Source organism: Ruegeria sp. ABM4_193, assembly GCF_056158705.1.
Genome location: NZ_JBSWTT010000001.1, coordinates 1,355,636 through 1,373,145 on the forward strand (window position 1 = coordinate 1,355,636; position 17,510 = coordinate 1,373,145).

Here is a 17,510-nt window from a genome sequence, read left to right on the forward strand (position 1 = left end):
TAAATGGCATTCTAGGCGCAGCAAAGGATGAAAAGCCATGTTTGAAAAGCGCAGTCATGTAACGCCGGTTGATCCGGTTTGGACCCGCATCACATCCGAGGCCCACGCGGCCGTAGAAAAAGAACCACTCATGGGTGGTCTTGTGCACGCCTGTATCCTGCATCACCGCAGCCTTGAACGCGCGCTTTCCTATCGGATTTCGGCCAAGCTGTGCTCGAACGAGATGTCGATGATGGTCTTGCGAGAGATTGTGGACGAAGCATATGCCGATGATCCACATCTGATCGAAGCGGCGCGGGCTGATCTGATGGCCGTTTACGAGCGTGACCCCGCATGTCACCGCCTGTTGCAGCCGATCCTTTACTTCAAAGGGTATCAGGCGATGCAGGCCTATCGGGTTGCGCATTGGTTGTGGAAAAAGGGTCGCTACGATCTGGCCTATTTCTTCCAGATGCGCTCGTCTGAGATTTTCGGGATAGATATTCATCCGGCTGCAAAGATCGGCAAGGGTATCATGATCGACCACGCTCATTCCATTGTCATTGGTGAAACCGCTGTTGTGGGCGATAATGTTTCAATGTTGCATTCGGTAACGCTGGGCGGAACCGGCAAGGAAGAGGAACAGCGCCACCCCAAGATCGGCAACGGGGTTCTGATTGGGGCCGGAGCGAAGGTTCTGGGCAACATCGAAGTTGGCCATTGCAGCCGTATCGCTGCGGGTTCGGTGGTTCTGCAACCTGTACCGGCTTGCAAAACCGTTGCTGGTATTCCCGCGAAGATCGTGGGCGAGGCGGGATGCGATCAGCCTGCGATCTCGATGGACCACATGCTGGGCAAAGACCAGTAGGTAAAAATCACTTCAAGCGGTTGGTGCGTTTCTCCAACCGCTTGCGCTTGCGTTCCTCTCGTCTCTGCTGACGCAGTTCTTTGCGCCGTTTTTGTTCAGCTTTGTGTTCGGCAATCGCCTCGGGGTCGTTGTTTTTGAATTTCGAGTGCTCGCCTGGATAACTGTTCGGTTTCGCAGAGACCTCGCTTGGTGTCGTCCCAGTCAAAAGGACCAAAACTACCAGGCTTTGTACTAGGTTCTTGCGGACCACAGAGCACTCTCCTTCTGACTTAATCTTGTAGAAGAAGGTGGGAGGTCAATGCGCTTTAGGCAATTGATACGCCAATCACACGGGTTCAATTCAGCGCCAAATGATAAGATGACCCCCGCCCAACAAAAGCTTGGGCGGGGGGTGTTCGAGTGCCTCAGGCCAGCATGACCATCGGATTTTCCAGATTGTCGACAATGGCCTTGAGCAGTTCTGCCCCTAGCGCCCCGTCGATGACGCGGTGATCCACGGACATTGTGACAGACATCACGGTTGCCACGGTCAGTTCGCCATCATCTCCGACAACAGGCTTTTTCACACCGGTCCCTACAGCCAGAATTCCGGCATGTGGCGGGTTTACGATTGCATCGAAGTTGTCGATGCCAAACATACCCAGATTTGAGACGGCAAAGGTGCCGCCCTGATACTCATGCGGTGCCAGCTTGCGTTCGCGGGCGCGGGCTGCAAGGTCTTTCATCTCGGTCGACAGGGCGGACAAGGACTTCATGTCAGCATCTTGCAGAACCGGGGTGAACAGGCCGCCCTCAATCGCAACAGCAACGGCGACGTCCGAAGGCTTCAGTTGCAGCACGCGGTCACCCGCCCAGACTGCGTTACAGGCCGGAACCTGTTGCAGTGCGTTTGCGACAGCTTTGATGATGAAATCGTTGACGCTCAGCTTGACGCCACGGCCTTCCAACTGCTTGTTCAACTGGCTGCGGAACTTGAGCAACGCGTCCAGCTTGATGTCACGACGCAGATAGAAATGCGGGATGGTCTGTTTGGCTTCGGACAGGCGCGCGGCGATGGTTTTGCGCATACCGTCCAGCTGGATTTCCTCGTACTCGCGCCCTTCATACATCCGAGCGACCATGTCTGCCGACGGCCCGGTTGGTGCCGCAGGCGCAGATGGAGCAGCGGTAGCAGGCGCTGGAGCAGCTGCAGCCGGTGCGGCTGTGGCGCTTTCCACATCCGCCTTGACGATGCGACCATGCGGGCCAGAGCCGGCGATCTGCGATAGATCAAGACCTTTTTGCGCCGCAATGCGACGGGCCAGTGGTGAGGCGAAAACACGACCGCCATCAGCCTTGACCGGAGCAGCCGGGGCAGGGGCAGAGGCTGGCGTCTCGGACGCCGCTGGCGCTGCAGTTTCTGCTGCGGGCGCAGCCGCAGGCGCGGCGGCAGGCGTCGCACCAATGTCATCTGCGCTTTCGCCGTCTTCCAGCAGAACAGCAATGGCGGTGTTGACCTTAACGCCTTCGGTTCCCTCGGCGATCAGGATCTTACCGATGGTGCCTTCATCAACGGCTTCGAACTCCATCGTGGCCTTGTCGGTTTCGATCTCGGCCAGCAGGTCGCCAGAGGAAACGGTGTCGCCTTCCTTGACCAGCCATTTGGCAAGCGTGCCTTCCTCCATGGTGGGTGAAAGGGCGGGCATCAGAATTTCGGTGGGCATCTGTCTGTCGCTCCTTACCGGTAGGTCACTTGTTTGACGGCGGCGATCACCTCATCGGTGGTGATCAGGGCCAGCTTTTCGAGGTTCGCGGCGTAGGGCATCGGTACATCTTTGCCGGTGCAGTTGATGACCGGGGCGTCGAGATAGTCAAACGCTTCCTGCATCACGACCGAACTGATGTAGCTGCCGACCGAACCTTGCGGCCAACCTTCTTCCACAGTCACCAGACGGTTCGTCTTCATCACCGAGTTGATGATTGCGCCAGTGTCCATCGGGCGGATTGTGCGCAGGTCGATAACTTCGGCACTGATGCCTTCTTCCGCCAGTTTGTCGGCGGCTTCGAGTGCGTATTGCATGCCAATGCCGAAGCTAACGATGGTCACATCCGAACCTTCACGCCAAATACGCGCCTTGCCCAGCGGGATGGTCAGGTCATCCACCTGCGGCACGTCGAAAGAACGCCCGTAGAGGATTTCGTTTTCCAGGAAGACAACCGGGTTGGGGTCGCGGATCGCCGATTTCAGCAGACCTTTAGCATCGGCTGCCGAGTAGGGCATCACCACCTTCAGGCCGGGTATCTGCATGTACCACGCTGCATAGTCCTGAGAGTGCTGCGCAGCCACTCGGGCGGCGGCACCGTTAGGACCGCGGAACACGATGGGGCAGCCCATCTGACCGCCTGACATGTAAAGCGTCTTGGCAGCAGAGTTGATGATCTGGTCAATCGCCTGCATGGCGAAGTTGAAGGTCATGAACTCGACAATCGGTTTCAGACCTCCAAAGGCTGAACCAACGGCGATGCCTGCAAAACCGTGCTCGGTGATCGGCGTATCGATAACGCGCTTGGGGCCAAACTCGTCCAGCAGACCTTGGCTGATTTTATACGCGCCCTGATATTCGGCGACTTCTTCACCCATCAGGTAGACGTCTTCGTCACCACGCATTTCCTCGGCCATCGCGTCACGCAGCGCTTCACGGACGGTTTCGGACTTCATCTCTGCATCTGCGGGCCAATCGGGCGACAGGTCAACGACCGGAGCAGCGGGGGCAGCGGCAGAAGCGGGGGCCTCAACCGCCGCAGGGGCGGCCTCGGTCACCGCTGCGGCTGCAGGAGCAGCCGCTGGCAGGGCAGAGGCGTCTTCGCCTTCTTCCACCAGAACCGCGATAGGGGTGTTCACCTTGACCCCTTCGGTACCTTCAGCGATCAGGATCTTGCCAATGATGCCTTCATCAACGGCTTCAAATTCCATCGTCGCCTTGTCGGTTTCGATCTCGGCCATGATATCGCCAGAGCTTACAGTGTCGCCTTCCTTGACCAGCCATTTGGCTAGTGTGCCCTCTTCCATTGTGGGCGAAAGGGCGGGCATGAGAATTTCGGTTGCCATGTCTTATTCGTCCTCTCAGGCGTAAATGTCAGTCCAGAGCTCTTCGACGGAAGGCTCGGGGCTTTCTTTCGAGAATTCGGCGGCTTGATTGACGACCTCTTTGATCTCTTTATCGATCGCCTTCAGATCATCCTCGGTCGCGTGTTTGCCAGTCAACAGCAGCTCGCGCACATGTTCGATCGGATCGCTTTGTTCGCGAACCTTCTGAACCTCTTCGCGGGTGCGGTACTTGGCCGGGTCAGACATCGAGTGGCCGCGATACCGGTAGGTTTTAACCTCAAGGATGTAAGGGCCTTTGCCCGCACGGCAGTGGGCCACGGCTTTCTCACCTGCGGCCTTAACCGCCAACACATCCATTCCGTTGACGATCTCGCCGGGAATGCCAAACGCCTCGCCGCGCACGTAGATGTCTGGCGACGATGTTGATCGCGCCTGCGCTGTACCCATAGCGTATTGGTTGTTTTCGATCACAAAGACCACTGGCAGATCCCAGAGAGCAGCCATGTTGAACGTCTCATAGACCTGACCTTGGTTGGCCGCGCCATCACCGAAATAGGTGAATGTCACGCCACCGTTCTCTTTATATTTGTCAGCAAAGGCCAGACCTGCGCCCAGCGGAACCTGTGCACCAACGATGCCGTGACCGCCATAGAAATGCTTCTCTTTCGAGAACATGTGCATCGAGCCGCCCTTGCCTTTGGAAAGGCCGCCTTCGCGCCCGGTCAGTTCGGCCATAACGCCGCCCGGATCCATACCGCAGGCCAGCATATGGCCGTGATCGCGATACGAGGTGATGCGTTTGTCACCTTCCTGTGCGGCGGCTTCGAGGCCGACAACAACCGCTTCCTGTCCGATGTAAAGGTGGCAGAAGCCGCCAATCAGACCCATACCGTAAAGTTGACCGGCCTTTTCCTCGAATCGGCGGATCAGCAGCATCTCGCGGTAGTAGGTTTTGAGCTCTTCCGCAGAAACATTTGGTTTCTTTGTGGTTTTTCGCGCAGCCATTGTGGCGATCTCCCCCTTTCGGACAGATAGTTTAGCGTTAAACTATCTTCTAAAGCATTTCGGGCGATCTGGCGAGTGTTAATGTGACGCAGCGTCGGTTTACGCTAAGCCGCGCTTATCAAAGCAAAATGAATTGTTGCAAGAGAAGGGCTTTTCGACGAAAAACCCAAGTCTGCTTATCGGATGACGATCTCGTCCGCGCGGATCATACCCAGAACCGAGCGTGCCTGCTGGTCCAGAAGGTCCAGGTCAAGATACGTGTCAGACAACCGTAGCGTCAGGTTCTCCATCTCGGCGATCTCGGTATTCAGCTTCGCCAAATCGCGCGACAGAGCGTCCCGTTCCGCTGCAATCTCGACCCGCCGGAACAGGCCATAATCTCCTTGTACGGCGGCAAAGGTGAAATAGACACCCAGCATGAAAGCCACCGAGAAGAAAGCAACTGCGCCCAAACCGGGCCGATGGGAACGGGACACTCTGTTTACCGCCGTATGAAAACTTGCCTCAATAACGGGTCCTTTTCGAACCTCTGTCAGCACTATGTCACAGGTGATTCGGCTTGTGAATCCCCTGATTCCCAAAAATCAGGGGATGAGTCAGAATGTCTCGCAAGGTAAGCGAAAGCGCGCCGCGACAGGACTACTGTTCCAATGCGGCTACACCGGGCAGGGTCTTACCCTCCATCCATTCCAAGAACGCGCCGCCCGCAGTGGAGATGTACGAGAAATCATGCGCCGCGCCCGATGCGTTCAATGCGGCAACGGTATCGCCGCCACCGGCAACTGAGACCAACTGGCCCGAACGGGTCAAAGCCGCCGCTTTCAATGCGGCCGCATTGGTCGCTGCATCAAAGGGTTCCAATTCGAACGCGCCAAGCGGGCCGTTCCAGATCAGCGTTTTGCTTTTTGTAAAGATCTCGGTGATCGCGGCGACGCTTTCAGGACCTGCATCCAGGATCATGCTGTCTTCGGGGCATTGATCTGCGGGCAAGACTTGATGCGGAGCATGGGCTTCGAATTTGTCTGCAACCACAATATCCGTGGGCAGAACAATGGTGCAACCCGAGCTTTCGGCTTTGGTCAGGATTTCCGCAGCGGTATCCTTCATGTTCCGCTCAGCCAGCGATTTGCCGACGTTCAGACCTTTTGCGACCAGAAAGGTATTGGCCATGCCACCGCCAATGACAAGATAGTCCACCTTGTCGATCAGATTGCCCAACAACTCCAGTTTGGTGGATACTTTTGCACCGCCTACAACAGCAGTTACGGGCCGTTTAGGGGCACCCAGTGCGCCTTCCAGCGCTTGCAATTCGGCTTGCATTAGGCGACCTGCACATGCGGGCAGAAGGCGCGCCAAAGCCTCGGTCGAACTGTGGGCGCGGTGCGTGGCTGAAAACGCATCGTTGCAATAAACGTCCCCCAGCTTGGCCATGCCTGCGGCCAGATCAGCGTCGTTCTTGGTCTCGGCTGCGTGAAAGCGCGTGTTTTCCAGCAGCAATACCTGACCCGGTTGCAGCGCATCGGCGGCCAGTTCAGCCTCGGTGCCCACGCAATCGGCTGCAAACAGGACAGGGGCGCCAAAAGTGCTTTCCAGTGTCGGCACCAATTGCTTGAGTGACAAGTTTTCGCGTCGCTCGCCACCTGGGCGACCGAAATGGGCCAGTAGGATCGGCTTACCACCGGCGGCCAGAATATCGCGTACTGTCGGTGCGATCCGCTGGATACGGGTGGCGTCGGTCACAACACCGTCAACGACAGGGACATTGATGTCCACGCGCACCAGCACGCGTTTGCCGTTCAGATCCATATCGTCCAGTGTTTTCCAGCCCATCGTGCAATCCTTCCCAGTGGCAACCGATTTAGGCGGTTCTTTTCCTGCATTTTGCCCTCAGGTCAATGCGTCACTTGGCATTCACGCGCTTGGCGCATAGGTATTTGCGCAAGACAAACGACAGGAGGGCCACATGGCCGAGATCAAAGATCCCGAAAACACAATCATCATCGAGCTGAAAGGCGGCAACGTCGTCATCGAGCTGTTGCCCGACGTGGCCCCCCAGCACAGCGCGCGGATGAAGGAACTGGCCCGTGGTGGAGAATATGACAACGTAGCCTTTCACCGTGTGATCGACGGTTTCATGGCGCAAACCGGCGACGTTCAGCACGGCGATATGGAAGACGGCTTCAACCTGCGCATGGCGGGCACCGGTGGGTCGTCGCTTCCGAACGTTCCGGCCGAGTTCTCGAAACTGCCCCATGATCGCGGCACGCTGGGCGCGGCACGGTCGCAAAACCCGGATTCGGCCAACTCTCAGTTCTTCATCAACTTCAAGGACAACCACTTCCTGAACGGTCAATATACCGTTTATGGCCGTGTGATCGATGGCATGGAGCATGTGGATGCCATCGTTCGGGGCGAGCCGCCAGCGAACCCGGATCGCATGATCAGCGTCAAAGTGGCCGCCGATGTATAAGCTGGCTGCGGTTTTTGCACTGGTGACCAGCCCGGCACTGGCCAGCGGTCTGCAGATTGAGGTTGAAGGGGAAGGGGCCAATGGCACTATCTCGATCGACTTGTTCGAGGACGTCGCTCCCAAGCATGTGGAACAGATCACTGCGCTGGCCACCGACGGTCAGTATGATGGTGTCGTGTTTCACCGCGTGATTGACGGCTTCATGGCACAAACCGGAGATGTGCAATACGGCAATTCCGGCGCGGCCGGGTTTGACATGCGTTACGCTGGACGCGGCGGATCAGACCGACCCGATTTGCCAGCCGAGTTTTCCGAGGTCACCTTTGACCGGGGCGTGGTTGGCATGGCGCGTTCGAACGATCCGGATTCGGCCAATTCGCAGTTTTTCATCATGTTCGAACCCGGCCCGTTCCTGGACGGGCAGTACACTGTGGTCGGTCAGGTGACCGATGGTATGGACGTGGTGGATGCGATCAAACGCGGGCATTCTCAGACCGGAGCAGTCACGGGCCAGCCCGACGTGATGAAAAAAGTCACCGTCACCGAATAAGCAGTGAAAGCCCGGCGCGGCCCAAAGCGCCGGGTTTTTTCTATGGTTTATTGATCGATAAAGTCGCGGATAGCTTGCGTATAGGCATCCGGCTTCTGAAATGAAGCAAAGTGACTGACATCTTCCAGAACAAGCAAGTCTGCCCCCGGAATAGCCTCGGAAATTGCCTGCGAATGTGCCATTAGAATAGCTTCGTCATGCGCGCTTTGAACGACCAGCGTCGGGAAAGTGATCGACGAAAGCGCCTCCAAACCACCGGGTTTTTCGGTGCTCCACATGGCAGCTACCCCGCCCAGGAATGCTTCGAACCCATCTGGCGTGGGGGACATGGATGCATAATCTTCGGCCATCATGCCGACATAGGCACCAAACACTTCGTTGGTTTCCACTGACGGATCGATACCATCCAGTGTCACGTTGCCTGCATGGGCGAAATGACTGGCCAGCCGTTCCGGGTTGGTGCTCGAAATCGAATAGCCGATGTTGGCCCCGTCGGACCAGCCAACCAGATGCACTTGATCGATCTTCAGATAGTCCAACAGAGCCAGATAATCCTGCGACAGCAATCCGTAGGAATAGGTGCTGCCATCATTGGTTGATCGCCCGTGCCCGCGAGTGTCGGCAACGATCACGGTGTGATCTGCGGCAAGATCGGCAACCTGTGCTGCCCAGATGTCACCATGCGCCAAACCACCATGGATCATTAATATCGGTGTACCCTCTCCGTCTCCATAGGTGGCGTAGTACATATTGATCCCATTGATTTCAGCGGTGCCGGACATGTTGGCTGGGGGCATCTCTGGGGCTGCTGGGATGCTCAGCCACGGGTCGTCAGCCCAACTGGCGGTGGCCAGGCATCCCAGTGCAAATGTAGTCGCTGTAATCTTCATAGTATCCTCCCGTTGATCCCGAGCCTTGGTTCAGCCGGGCGTTACGGAAGGATACGCTTGTTTTTTACTGACAGGGAAAAAACCGAGTCAGTTCACGTTAGTCTTCAGATGAAGTCACTTTCCAGATCAACGCACCGACCGCGCCGCCGATCAGGGGTGCCACCCAGAACATCCAAAGCTGTGCCAGCGCGGGGCCGTCTGCGAACAGGGCGACTCCGGTGGACCGGGCGGGATTGACCGATGTATTGCTGACCGGAATTGACACCAGATGGATCAGTGTCAGTGCCAGGCCAATGGCAATCGGTGCGAAACCAGCCGGTGCCTTATCTGAAGTTGCGCCCAGAATGATGAAGATGAAAAAGGCCGTCATCACAATTTCGATCACCAGAACCGACATCATTGAATAGCCTTGCGGGGACGCGTTTCCGTATCCGTTTGATGCGAACCCTCCGACCCCTTCGAAACCGGGTGCTCCGCTAACGATCAGGTACAACACAATGGCGGCTGCAATTGCTCCGATAACCTGAGCGACCCAATAGGGCAGCAGATCCTTGGCTGGAAACCTTCCTCCAATCATCAGCCCCAAGCTGACCGCCGGGTTGAAGTGACCGCCAGAGATCGGACCAACCGTGTAGGCCATTGTCAGAACTGTCAGGCCGAAGGCGAAGGACACTCCAAGCCATCCGATGCCGACATCTGCAACACCTGCGGCCAATACGGCACTGCCGCAGCCTCCGAGAACCAGCCAAAAGGTACCGAAGAACTCGGCAAGTAATTTTGACGACATGAAATTTCCTCCACAATGCGATGAGGTTAACTGTAATTCAAAAATTAACTTTTGTTAAATTGAGGCGAACGGGGAATTTCCCGGATGCCCTCTCACCCCAGGCGACAACTGACTAATGCCACTGTGCAGGATCCAGGTGAAAAAGTTTCGACAGTTGTTTGTAGACCTCTGGGTCAGAGTTGCGCAGAGCTTTTGGCCGCTCAAAGAACACTTCAACTGAAACGGCAAAAAACTCTTCGTGCCCTTCCGCGCCGTAGGGGTCAATTACAGTTGGGCGTCCCATTTCAACGGCCTGTACATGGGCGTCATAAGCCGTCAGAAACGCGGCCTCCCACTCGGAAAAACTCTGGTTGACGCTGAGAACGGGCACACCATTGGCCGACCCTGTCAGATCGTCGATCTGATGTGCGAATTCGTGAAAGACAACATTTTGCCCGTCATGATCGTTCATCGCACCACGTTGGCTGTGCGCCCAGGACAGGATCACCGGGCCGCGATTCCAGCTTTCGCCAGTTCGCACGATTTCTTTCTCTGTGACGACATAACCGCTGTGTCGGCTCTGTCTGGATTTGAAAGCACTGGGATAGATCAGGATGGTAGTGAGGTTGTCATACCAAAGCTCAGTATTCACAACCAACAGACAGGCTTGCGCGGCGATGGACATCTGCATGTCTTCTGTGACATCCAGACCGTCGCAGCCTATGAACTCGACCTGATCGAGAAACAGGTTGATTTTGCCTTCCAGCTTTGCGCGCAGGTCTTGCGGCACCTTCTGCAGGATCGGGACCTGAGCGTCGATAAGCCGTCGTTGCTGATCGCTCAGCGGCGCGGCCAGCAGGGCCTGGCGGGCCTGTTGCTTTGACCAAAAGTAATACGCCACACCACCAGCGATCAGGGCGACAAGTATCAAAAAAACCAACATGGCCCGACCCTAACGCGATGTCAGCGGGATCAAAACCAGTTTCACAGGCAAGCAGTTGTTATAAAAAAAGACGCCGCAGGTGTTTCTGCGGCGTCTCGGGTCAGACCTGAAAGGTCGAATTATTGTTTGACGTCAGCCGCCGGGTTCGATCCCCCCTTGGCGCTGCGGCCAGGGTTCAGCGGATCGTCCTGACGCTGCACCGAACCTTCGAAATGCGCACCGCTTTCGATGGCGATTGTCTTGTGGATGATGTCGCCTTCGACACGTGCCGTCGAGGTCAGGCGCACCTTCAGGCCACGTACCCGGCCAACGATGCGGCCGTTGATCACGACGTCATCGGCGGTGACTTCACCTTTGATGGTTGCAGATTCACCAATGGTCAGAAGATGAGCGCGGATGTCGCCTTCGACAGTGCCTTCTACCTGAATGTCACCGGAGGTCTTGATGTTGCCGGTGATGTGCAGATCCGAGGACAGAACCGACGCAGGCGGCTTTGGCTTGGGCGCAGTGGCAGGTTTTGACTCGGTTGGAGCAGGGGCCGCTGGGGTCGCCGGAGCGGCAGGTTTGGCCGCCTCAGGTGCCTTGGATGCGGGCTCGTTGATTTTGCTTTTAGAAAACATTTCTCGCAGCCTTGATGTAAGTCATTGGGTTCACGGGCTTTCCGTTCACGCGCACCTCATAGTGCAAATGCGTGCCGGTGGACCGTCCGGTGCTACCCATATCAGCAATATGATCCCCGCGCGAGACCCTTTGACCAACCTTGACGTTGATCTTGGTGTTATGAGCGTAAAGTGTCTCAATTCCAAACGCGTGCTTGATTTTCACAAGCCGTCCGAAACCCGATTGCCAACCTGCATGGGTGACCACACCGTCTGCCGTTGCAAAGATATCAGTGCCGTGCGCACCTGCGAAATCCGCACCGTTATGCATCCGACGACCTCCGGTTTTGGGGTCGCGGCGTGTGCCAAATCCGCTGGTGAAACGCACTGCACTGTTGACCGGGCTGGCGAAGGGGGCCTTTTCCGCAGCAATCCGGTACAGGTTCAACTGATCCATCTGTTGAAGCAAAATGTTCGCGCGGGCCTCGTCGGCAGACAGCTCGTCCTCCTCGCCACGCGTGCTAAGGGATAAAGGGGTCAGCGGACCGCCCATACCGCTATATCCGCGCCGGACCTCTTCGATGATACGATCGGTGGGCATCCCCGCCTGGCGGAACATCTTGTCCAGCGGTTCGACCGAGATCACCATGGCGTCTTCCAACTGGCGGAAGATCGCGTCGCTGCGCTCTTGCATCAGACGGATTTCCAGTTCCAGTTCGTCCCTCTGAACCAATGCATCTTGCGCGTCCGAAGCGATCTGGTCGCGTTCTTCGGCAGTGCGTGCCAAGGCATCCGTCATGAAGGCCATCTGCACTGGGGCGGTAGAGGCCGTCATATACATGTCGGTGTCACTGGTTTCCTGTTTCAGTGTCGCAAGTTCAGTCCGTGCCTCTTCCCGTTGCTTCATGGTGCTGCGCAGGGTGGTCTGGATAACCTCGATGCCGGTCTCAAGCTCGCGGCGGCGGTTTTCCGACGCCAGCAGCTCGGACTGCATAGCGGAAATCTGCTCAAGCGCTGCATTAAATCGGTCTTGGGCCGCAAGGGCCTCTTGCGCGCGGGCGTCCCGTTCTGCTGACAGGATGTTCAGGCGTTCCTGATAGGTCGCCTGATCGCGTTTGGCTTGTTCTCTGAAGTTGCCAGACCCGATGCTGTCCATCAGCAGAATGGCCGTTGCGACCGCTGTCCAGCCGACCATGACAGCAACGCCAGCCACCGCAATCACCTGCGTTTCCGAGCTAAGCCGGATAAAGCGTGTGTCCTTGTCAGATTTCAGAAAAACCCGGCGTTCCGGGAAATGCCGCTCGAGCAGCGAATGTAACTTTATCGTCAGACGTGTTCGCACGCGTCTTACCTCTCATCCCCAAGATCGGGACCGGTCGTGGTGCAATAGCCGTCCCTTGGGCCGATTGCATAAACGGCTCGTCGTGAACGGGCAAGTTTGTTGACCAATCTGCGTCAAACGGCGCAAAAATCCCCCTGAGATCGGCGAGAACTTGCCGAAAATAACGAAGAAGTGTCAGTTTGTGACTTCTCCGGGTGCAGGCAGATCTTCGGTTAGGGGCCAGTAGAAATCGGGGGGCAAGCCAGCTTCAGCGCGCTTTTCCTCGTTAAAGGGTGGTTTCAGTACGCCGTGAAAATAGCGTCGGACCAGCGCGTGAAACACATCCTTTGGGTCGGCATTTTCGCGACCGCACAGGAAATGGAACCATTTCGAGCCATAAGCAACATGGCCGACTTCTTCGGCATAGATCACCTCAAGAGCCGCAATGGCTTGGTCCAACTTGGCCTTGCGAAAGATCTCGATCATGCCGGGGGTGACATCCAGACCGCGGGCCTCAAGCACCATGGGAACAACGGCCAGCCGTCCCATCAGATCTTCGGCAGTGTCTTCCGCCGCGCGCCACATGCCTGCATGGGCGGGCAGGGCGCCGTAATGGCTGCCCATGCTTTCCAGGCAATCGCAAACCATCTCGAAATGGCGCAATTCTTCTTCGGCGCATTTCACCCAATCGTCGTAGAACCCGATGGGCATGGAAACGTGACCGAACCTGGCAATGATGTCCCAGTGCAGATCGACGGCGTTCAATTCGATATGGGCCACGGCGTGCAACAGCGCGATACGCCCGGCCTCGGTGCCCGGTTTTCGCTTTGGCACTTCGCGGGGCGACAAAAGCTCGGGCCTGTCCGGGCGGGCGGGGTTCAAGGGGGGTGTTGCCGTGCCAATCTCGATTGGGCCAGTTTCGCCCTTGCGAGCAGCAAACCATGCTGCGGCGTGCGCTTTGGACAGGGCGGTCTTGGCCCGCCCGTCCGCTGTTTTCAGAACCTCTGTCGCCATCTGTGTCAGTGTCTTGGTCACGGGGTCGCTCCGCCTCGGTCGTGTCGAGGCGGGTCTTAAACCGGATGGCATGACAGGTCGAGGGGGGGCTTACAGCGCCTTCACCGCCTCAAGCACCTCGTCCACATGGCCGGGCACTTTGACTTTGCGCCAGACCTTGGCAATGCGACCTTCAGCATCGATTACAAAGGTCGAACGTTCGATGCCCATCGACTTGCGCCCATACATGTTCTTTTCCACCCAGACGCCATAGTCCTCGCAAACGGTCGAATTTTCATCCGACAGAAGCGGTGTCGTCAGCCCATGCTTGGCCACGAACTTGTCATGCTTTGCGACGCTGTCGCGTGAGATGCCGAAAACGTGAGCACCCGCATCCGCAAAGGCCTGAAGCTGTTCTGAAAAACCGATGGATTCCTTCGTGCAGCCCGGCGTATCATCACGGGGATAGAAGAACAAAACCACGGTGCCACCGCGCAACGCCGAAAGCGTCACCTCGCCACCGCCGTCGCGCGGCAAAGTGAAGTCGGGGGCCATGTCAGAAATATCGGGCATTGGAAACTCCGCTAAAGGTTTTTAAAGGCTGCCTGATATCATAGGGCGACACGTGCGGGTTGGAAGGCGTGAATAGCAAATTGAAGCAACGCGAGGACGACGAAGGGGAGGCACCGAACAAACCGGTACGCCGCCGGTCGCGTCGTCGCGCTGCCGGGATTTGGGCCATGCGCGGGGCGATCATGCTGGTGCTGCTGGCGATGTTCACCGGGTTCATGATTGTGGGCCAAAGGATGCACGCGCCCGCCTGGCTCAGGGACAGGGTCGAGACGCGGCTGGAGCAGGCATTGGGCGGGCTGCAAATCCGGTTTGGTGACGTCAGTTTTATCATCCATGAGGGCTGGCGGCCCCGGCTGCGCCTGACCGATGTGTCCATCAGCGACGCGGCGGGCCAACAGATTGCACAGGTCTCGGACATGCGCGCCAGCCTAGCAATGCGGCCTTTGCTGCGTGGGCATGTCCGCCCGAAACGCATTATCCTGAGCGGTGCGCAGATCGCGCTGACCCGCGACACGGATGGGGCTTTGATCCTGACCGTCGGATCAGGCAGCGCACCAGTGCAAGAGGCACCGAATCTGGCAGAGTTGATCGAGGCGTCTGATCAGGTGTTCCTGTCTCCGGCCCTGTCAGCACTGACTTCGGTTGAACTTGACGCAATCACGCTGGACTACCGGGATTTGCGGCAGGGCCGGTCCTGGGTATTGGACGGCGGCCATATTCAGGCAAACCGCAGCGATAATGAGGTGCGACTGGCCACCGGGTTCTCGGTTCTGGCCGGGCGGGATTACGTCAGCGCGATCGAGGCCAACTATACCAGTACGCTTGGCAGTCCAGCTGCGCAGTTTGGCATCTCGGTCTCGGACCTGCCCGCAGAAGACATCGCCGGTCAGAGCCCCGTGCTTGCGTGGTTGCAGGTTCTGAGGGCCCCGATCTCGGGCGCTTTGCGGGGCAGTATCGATGAAAGCGGTGCTATCGGGACAGGTTTTGCAACTCTCAACCTTGGTGCGGGGGCCGTGCAACCCAATCCCGAAACACGTCCGGTGCCGTTCGAATTTGCCCGGACCTATTTCACTTATGATCCGAAATCCCAGGCGCTGAACTTCAACGAGGTTTCGGTGGTTTCTGCCTGGGGTAAAGTACAGGCGGACGGCACGGCATTTCTGCAGGGCGTGGAAGAGGGCGTACTGGACAGCCTTACCGCGCAGATGCGTTTGTCCGGCATCAACGTGAATCCCGCCAATCTGTTTCCCGAACCAATCCAACTGTCGCGCGCCAGCGTGGATTTCAAAATGGTCTTGGACCCGTTCGAGTTGCAACTGGGGCAGGTTACCATCGAAGACCCGGGCCACGTCATACGCGCCTTTGGGGTTCTGAGCGGTCGTCCTGACGGCTGGGCGGTCAAGCTGGATGCCCATCTGGATCAGATGACCTCGGACAAAGTGCTCAGTTACTGGCCTGAGCGCTTGGCGCCCAAGCCGCGTGAGTGGGTCACTGAAAATCTGTATGAAGGGGTTCTGTCGGATATGGACTTTGCCCTTCGGCTTGAACCCGGATCGAAACCTGATCTGTATTTGGATTTCGGATTCGAGAAGGCCAAAATCCAGTTCGTGAAAACCCTGCCGCCAATCGAAAACGCTCAGGGTCAGGCAAGCCTGCTCAATCAGCGCTTTACCGTTACCGCACAGCAGGGGGTGGTGATTGCGGATGAAGGTGGTGCCGTGGATGCCTCGGGCACGTCCTTCATCATACCCGATACCGATATCAAAAAATCAGCCCCTGCAATCGCGCGCATCCAAGCCAAAGGCAGTGTGACGGCGGCCTTGTCTCTGTTGGATCGTCCGCCTCTTGAATTGTTGACTAAGGCCGGGCTGCCGGTCGACCTTGCCGACGGAACAGCATCTTTGGCTGGTACGTTATCGTTGCCGCTGAAAAAGGGGCTCAAGTTTCAGGACACCGAGTTTCACTTCGACGGCCATCTGGCCAACCTGTTGAGCGACCGTCTGGTACCCGGATTTACTGTCAGCGCCGCTTTGCTGGATCTGTCAGGCAACCAGTCCGGCGTTCAGATCAAAGGGCAAGGACAATTCGGAGATGTCCCGCTTGAGGCGCTTTGGCGGCAACCGATTGATGGAAAAACCGCACAGCGCAGTACATTGACAGGCCAGATCGAATTGTCGCCGCGCCTGATGGATGAAATCGGCGCGGGGCTTCCGCCGGGGATGCTGACCGGGTCCGGGATTGCGAACATCTCCTTGGGGCTTGGCGCAGACGAGCCACCGAAATTGTCCGTTTCGTCGGACTTGCAGGGCGTTGCACTTGCGATCCCGGAACTTGGTTGGCGCAAAGCGGCGTCCGCTTCAGGGTCACTTACGGCCGAAGCGACCTTGGGCAAACAGCTAAAAGTGGACAGCTTGCAAATCGAGGGCGCTGGCCTGCGAACCAGTGCCTCCATCACTTTTCGGGACAACGGAGACTTTGACCGCATCCAATTCAGCTCATTCGATCTTGGCAATTGGTTGGCCGTTCCCGCCGTGATGATCGGACGCGGCGATGCCGTCCCGGACATACGCGTGCTGGGCGGTGTGCTGGATATGGGAAAAGCGACGTTTGGCGAAAGCAGCGGTGGTGGCGGGGCTGGTCCCAAGCTGGACGTTGCACTGGACCGCCTGCAAATCACCGAAGCTGTGGCGCTGACGGGTTTTCGGGGCTCATTTCAAACAACCGGGGGAGTGAACGGGGGATTTACGGCGCAGGTCAATGGTGGGGCAGCGGTTTCAGGGCAGGTGACCCCACGTGGAAACCGCAGCGCTGTGACGCTGACATCGAAAGACGCGGGGGCCGTGCTGCGTTCTGCCGGGGTGCTGACCCAAGCACGTGGCGGAGATATGAACCTGAACCTTGAGCCGGTCACAGCGCCCGGCAACTACGACGTCATTCTGAGGATTGTGAACACACGCATCACCGATGCTCCTGCCATGGCGGCGTTGCTGAACGCGATCAGCCTTGTTGGCCTGCTGGACGAGATGGCGGGACAGGGCATCTTCTTCTCGGCCATAGACAGCCGCATGAGGGTCACGCCCACCGAGATCAAAGTGCTCAGCGGCAGTGCAGTCGGACCATCCATGGGCCTGTCCTTCGATGGCACCATAGACACAGTGAACGAGATGCTAAACCTGCGCGGGGCCATTTCGCCGATCTATTTGCTGAATGCCGTCGGCAGCGTCTTTACCCGCAAGGGAGAGGGGGTGTTTGGTTTTAACTATACCCTCAAAGGACCGCTCGCGTCGCCGAAAGTGTCGGTCAACCCCTTGTCTGGCCTTGCTCCGCTGTTTCTGCGCGACCTGCTGCGCCAGCCCGCCCCAAAGGTGTCAGACGGCCCCAATGCGCTTCCCCTGAAACCAGACGAGCCGAAACCCACCTTTGGCTCGCGTCCCAGCGACCGCTGAGAGCATATGGCCGAATCCC

Annotated in this window: 16 protein-coding genes; 4 read left to right on the top strand and 12 right to left on the bottom strand. The window is 57.6% G+C overall.

The features are described 5' to 3' along the window. The first annotated feature begins 37 nt into the window (after window positions 1–37). The gene (gene cysE, locus ACXADZ_RS06810; protein ID WP_171090686.1) at window positions 38–847 is read left to right on the top strand and encodes a serine O-acetyltransferase; all 810 of its coding nucleotides are present in this window, start codon (window positions 38–40) and stop codon (window positions 845–847) included. A 404-nt stretch (window positions 848–1,251) separates the two neighbouring features. Here the strand turns inward: cysE and ACXADZ_RS06815 are convergent, their stop codons facing one another. The 5 genes from ACXADZ_RS06815 to ACXADZ_RS06835 all read right to left on the bottom strand — a co-directional run bounded on the left by ACXADZ_RS06815 (window position 1,252) and on the right by ACXADZ_RS06835 (window position 6,770). Further along, window positions 1,252–2,550, bottom strand: a complete 1,299-nt coding sequence (locus ACXADZ_RS06815; protein ID WP_475194086.1) for a pyruvate dehydrogenase complex dihydrolipoamide acetyltransferase — start codon at window positions 2,548–2,550, stop codon at window positions 1,252–1,254. Between the two features lie 14 nt (window positions 2,551–2,564). Continuing rightward, window positions 2,565–3,935, bottom strand: a complete 1,371-nt coding sequence (locus ACXADZ_RS06820; RefSeq protein ID WP_171090679.1) for a pyruvate dehydrogenase complex E1 component subunit beta — start codon at window positions 3,933–3,935, stop codon at window positions 2,565–2,567. Between the two features lie 15 nt (window positions 3,936–3,950). After that, window positions 3,951–4,940 carry a pyruvate dehydrogenase (acetyl-transferring) E1 component subunit alpha gene (gene pdhA, locus ACXADZ_RS06825; protein ID WP_171090677.1) on the bottom strand — a complete coding sequence of 330 codons (990 nt, stop codon included), beginning with the start codon at window positions 4,938–4,940 and terminating at the stop codon, window positions 3,951–3,953. 176 nt (window positions 4,941–5,116) lie between these two features. Continuing rightward, a complete protein-coding gene (locus ACXADZ_RS06830) occupies window positions 5,117–5,416 on the bottom strand; it encodes an FtsB family cell division protein (RefSeq protein ID WP_171185806.1) in 300 nt (99 codons plus the stop codon). Window positions 5,417–5,579: 163 nt separating this feature from the next. Then, on the bottom strand, window positions 5,580–6,770 hold the full coding sequence (locus ACXADZ_RS06835; protein ID WP_475194094.1) for a phosphoglycerate kinase: 1,191 nt from the start codon (window positions 6,768–6,770) through the stop codon (window positions 5,580–5,582). Between the two features lie 133 nt (window positions 6,771–6,903). On the opposite strand from ACXADZ_RS06835, the gene ACXADZ_RS06840 reads away from it, so the two are divergent. Together ACXADZ_RS06840 and ACXADZ_RS06845 are read left to right on the top strand one after the other, a co-directional pair. Next, on the top strand, window positions 6,904–7,410 hold the full coding sequence (locus ACXADZ_RS06840) for a peptidylprolyl isomerase (RefSeq protein WP_171090671.1): 507 nt from the start codon (window positions 6,904–6,906) through the stop codon (window positions 7,408–7,410). Continuing rightward, complete coding sequence (locus ACXADZ_RS06845) at window positions 7,403–7,960, top strand: peptidylprolyl isomerase (RefSeq protein ID WP_475194100.1); 558 nt, start codon at window positions 7,403–7,405, stop codon at window positions 7,958–7,960. Before ACXADZ_RS06840 ends, ACXADZ_RS06845 begins: the two co-directional genes overlap by 8 nt. Window positions 7,961–8,007: 47 nt before the next feature. Here the strand turns inward: ACXADZ_RS06845 and ACXADZ_RS06850 are convergent, their stop codons facing one another. The 7 genes from ACXADZ_RS06850 to ACXADZ_RS06880 form a co-directional block, all read right to left on the bottom strand. Beyond that, on the bottom strand, window positions 8,008–8,850 hold the full coding sequence (locus ACXADZ_RS06850) for an alpha/beta fold hydrolase (RefSeq protein WP_475194102.1): 843 nt from the start codon (window positions 8,848–8,850) through the stop codon (window positions 8,008–8,010). A gap of 97 nt (window positions 8,851–8,947) precedes the next feature. Continuing rightward, a complete protein-coding gene (gene aqpZ, locus ACXADZ_RS06855) occupies window positions 8,948–9,637 on the bottom strand; it encodes an aquaporin Z (protein WP_475194105.1) in 690 nt (229 codons plus the stop codon). Between the two features lie 112 nt (window positions 9,638–9,749). Further along, the gene (locus tag ACXADZ_RS06860) at window positions 9,750–10,559 is read right to left on the bottom strand and encodes a M90 family metallopeptidase (protein ID WP_475194108.1); all 810 of its coding nucleotides are present in this window, start codon (window positions 10,557–10,559) and stop codon (window positions 9,750–9,752) included. Window positions 10,560–10,678: 119 nt separating this feature from the next. Beyond that, the gene (locus ACXADZ_RS06865; protein WP_171090660.1) at window positions 10,679–11,179 is read right to left on the bottom strand and encodes a bactofilin family protein; all 501 of its coding nucleotides are present in this window, start codon (window positions 11,177–11,179) and stop codon (window positions 10,679–10,681) included. Further along, window positions 11,169–12,500, bottom strand: a complete 1,332-nt coding sequence (locus ACXADZ_RS06870; protein WP_171185793.1) for a DUF5930 domain-containing protein — start codon at window positions 12,498–12,500, stop codon at window positions 11,169–11,171. The genes ACXADZ_RS06865 and ACXADZ_RS06870 overlap by 11 nt, the downstream gene beginning before the upstream one ends. Before the next feature lie 174 nt (window positions 12,501–12,674). Next, a complete protein-coding gene (locus tag ACXADZ_RS06875; RefSeq protein ID WP_475194112.1) occupies window positions 12,675–13,565 on the bottom strand; it encodes a ferritin-like domain-containing protein in 891 nt (296 codons plus the stop codon). Window positions 13,566–13,583: 18 nt separating this feature from the next. Next, window positions 13,584–14,045 (bottom strand): peroxiredoxin, encoded by a 462-nt coding sequence (locus ACXADZ_RS06880; RefSeq protein WP_171090654.1) that lies wholly within the window; start codon window positions 14,043–14,045, stop codon window positions 13,584–13,586. Window positions 14,046–14,113: 68 nt separating this feature from the next. On the opposite strand from ACXADZ_RS06880, the gene ACXADZ_RS06885 reads away from it, so the two are divergent. Further along, on the top strand, window positions 14,114–17,491 hold the full coding sequence (locus tag ACXADZ_RS06885) for a YhdP family protein (protein WP_475194118.1): 3,378 nt from the start codon (window positions 14,114–14,116) through the stop codon (window positions 17,489–17,491). Window positions 17,492–17,510 lie beyond the last annotated feature (19 nt).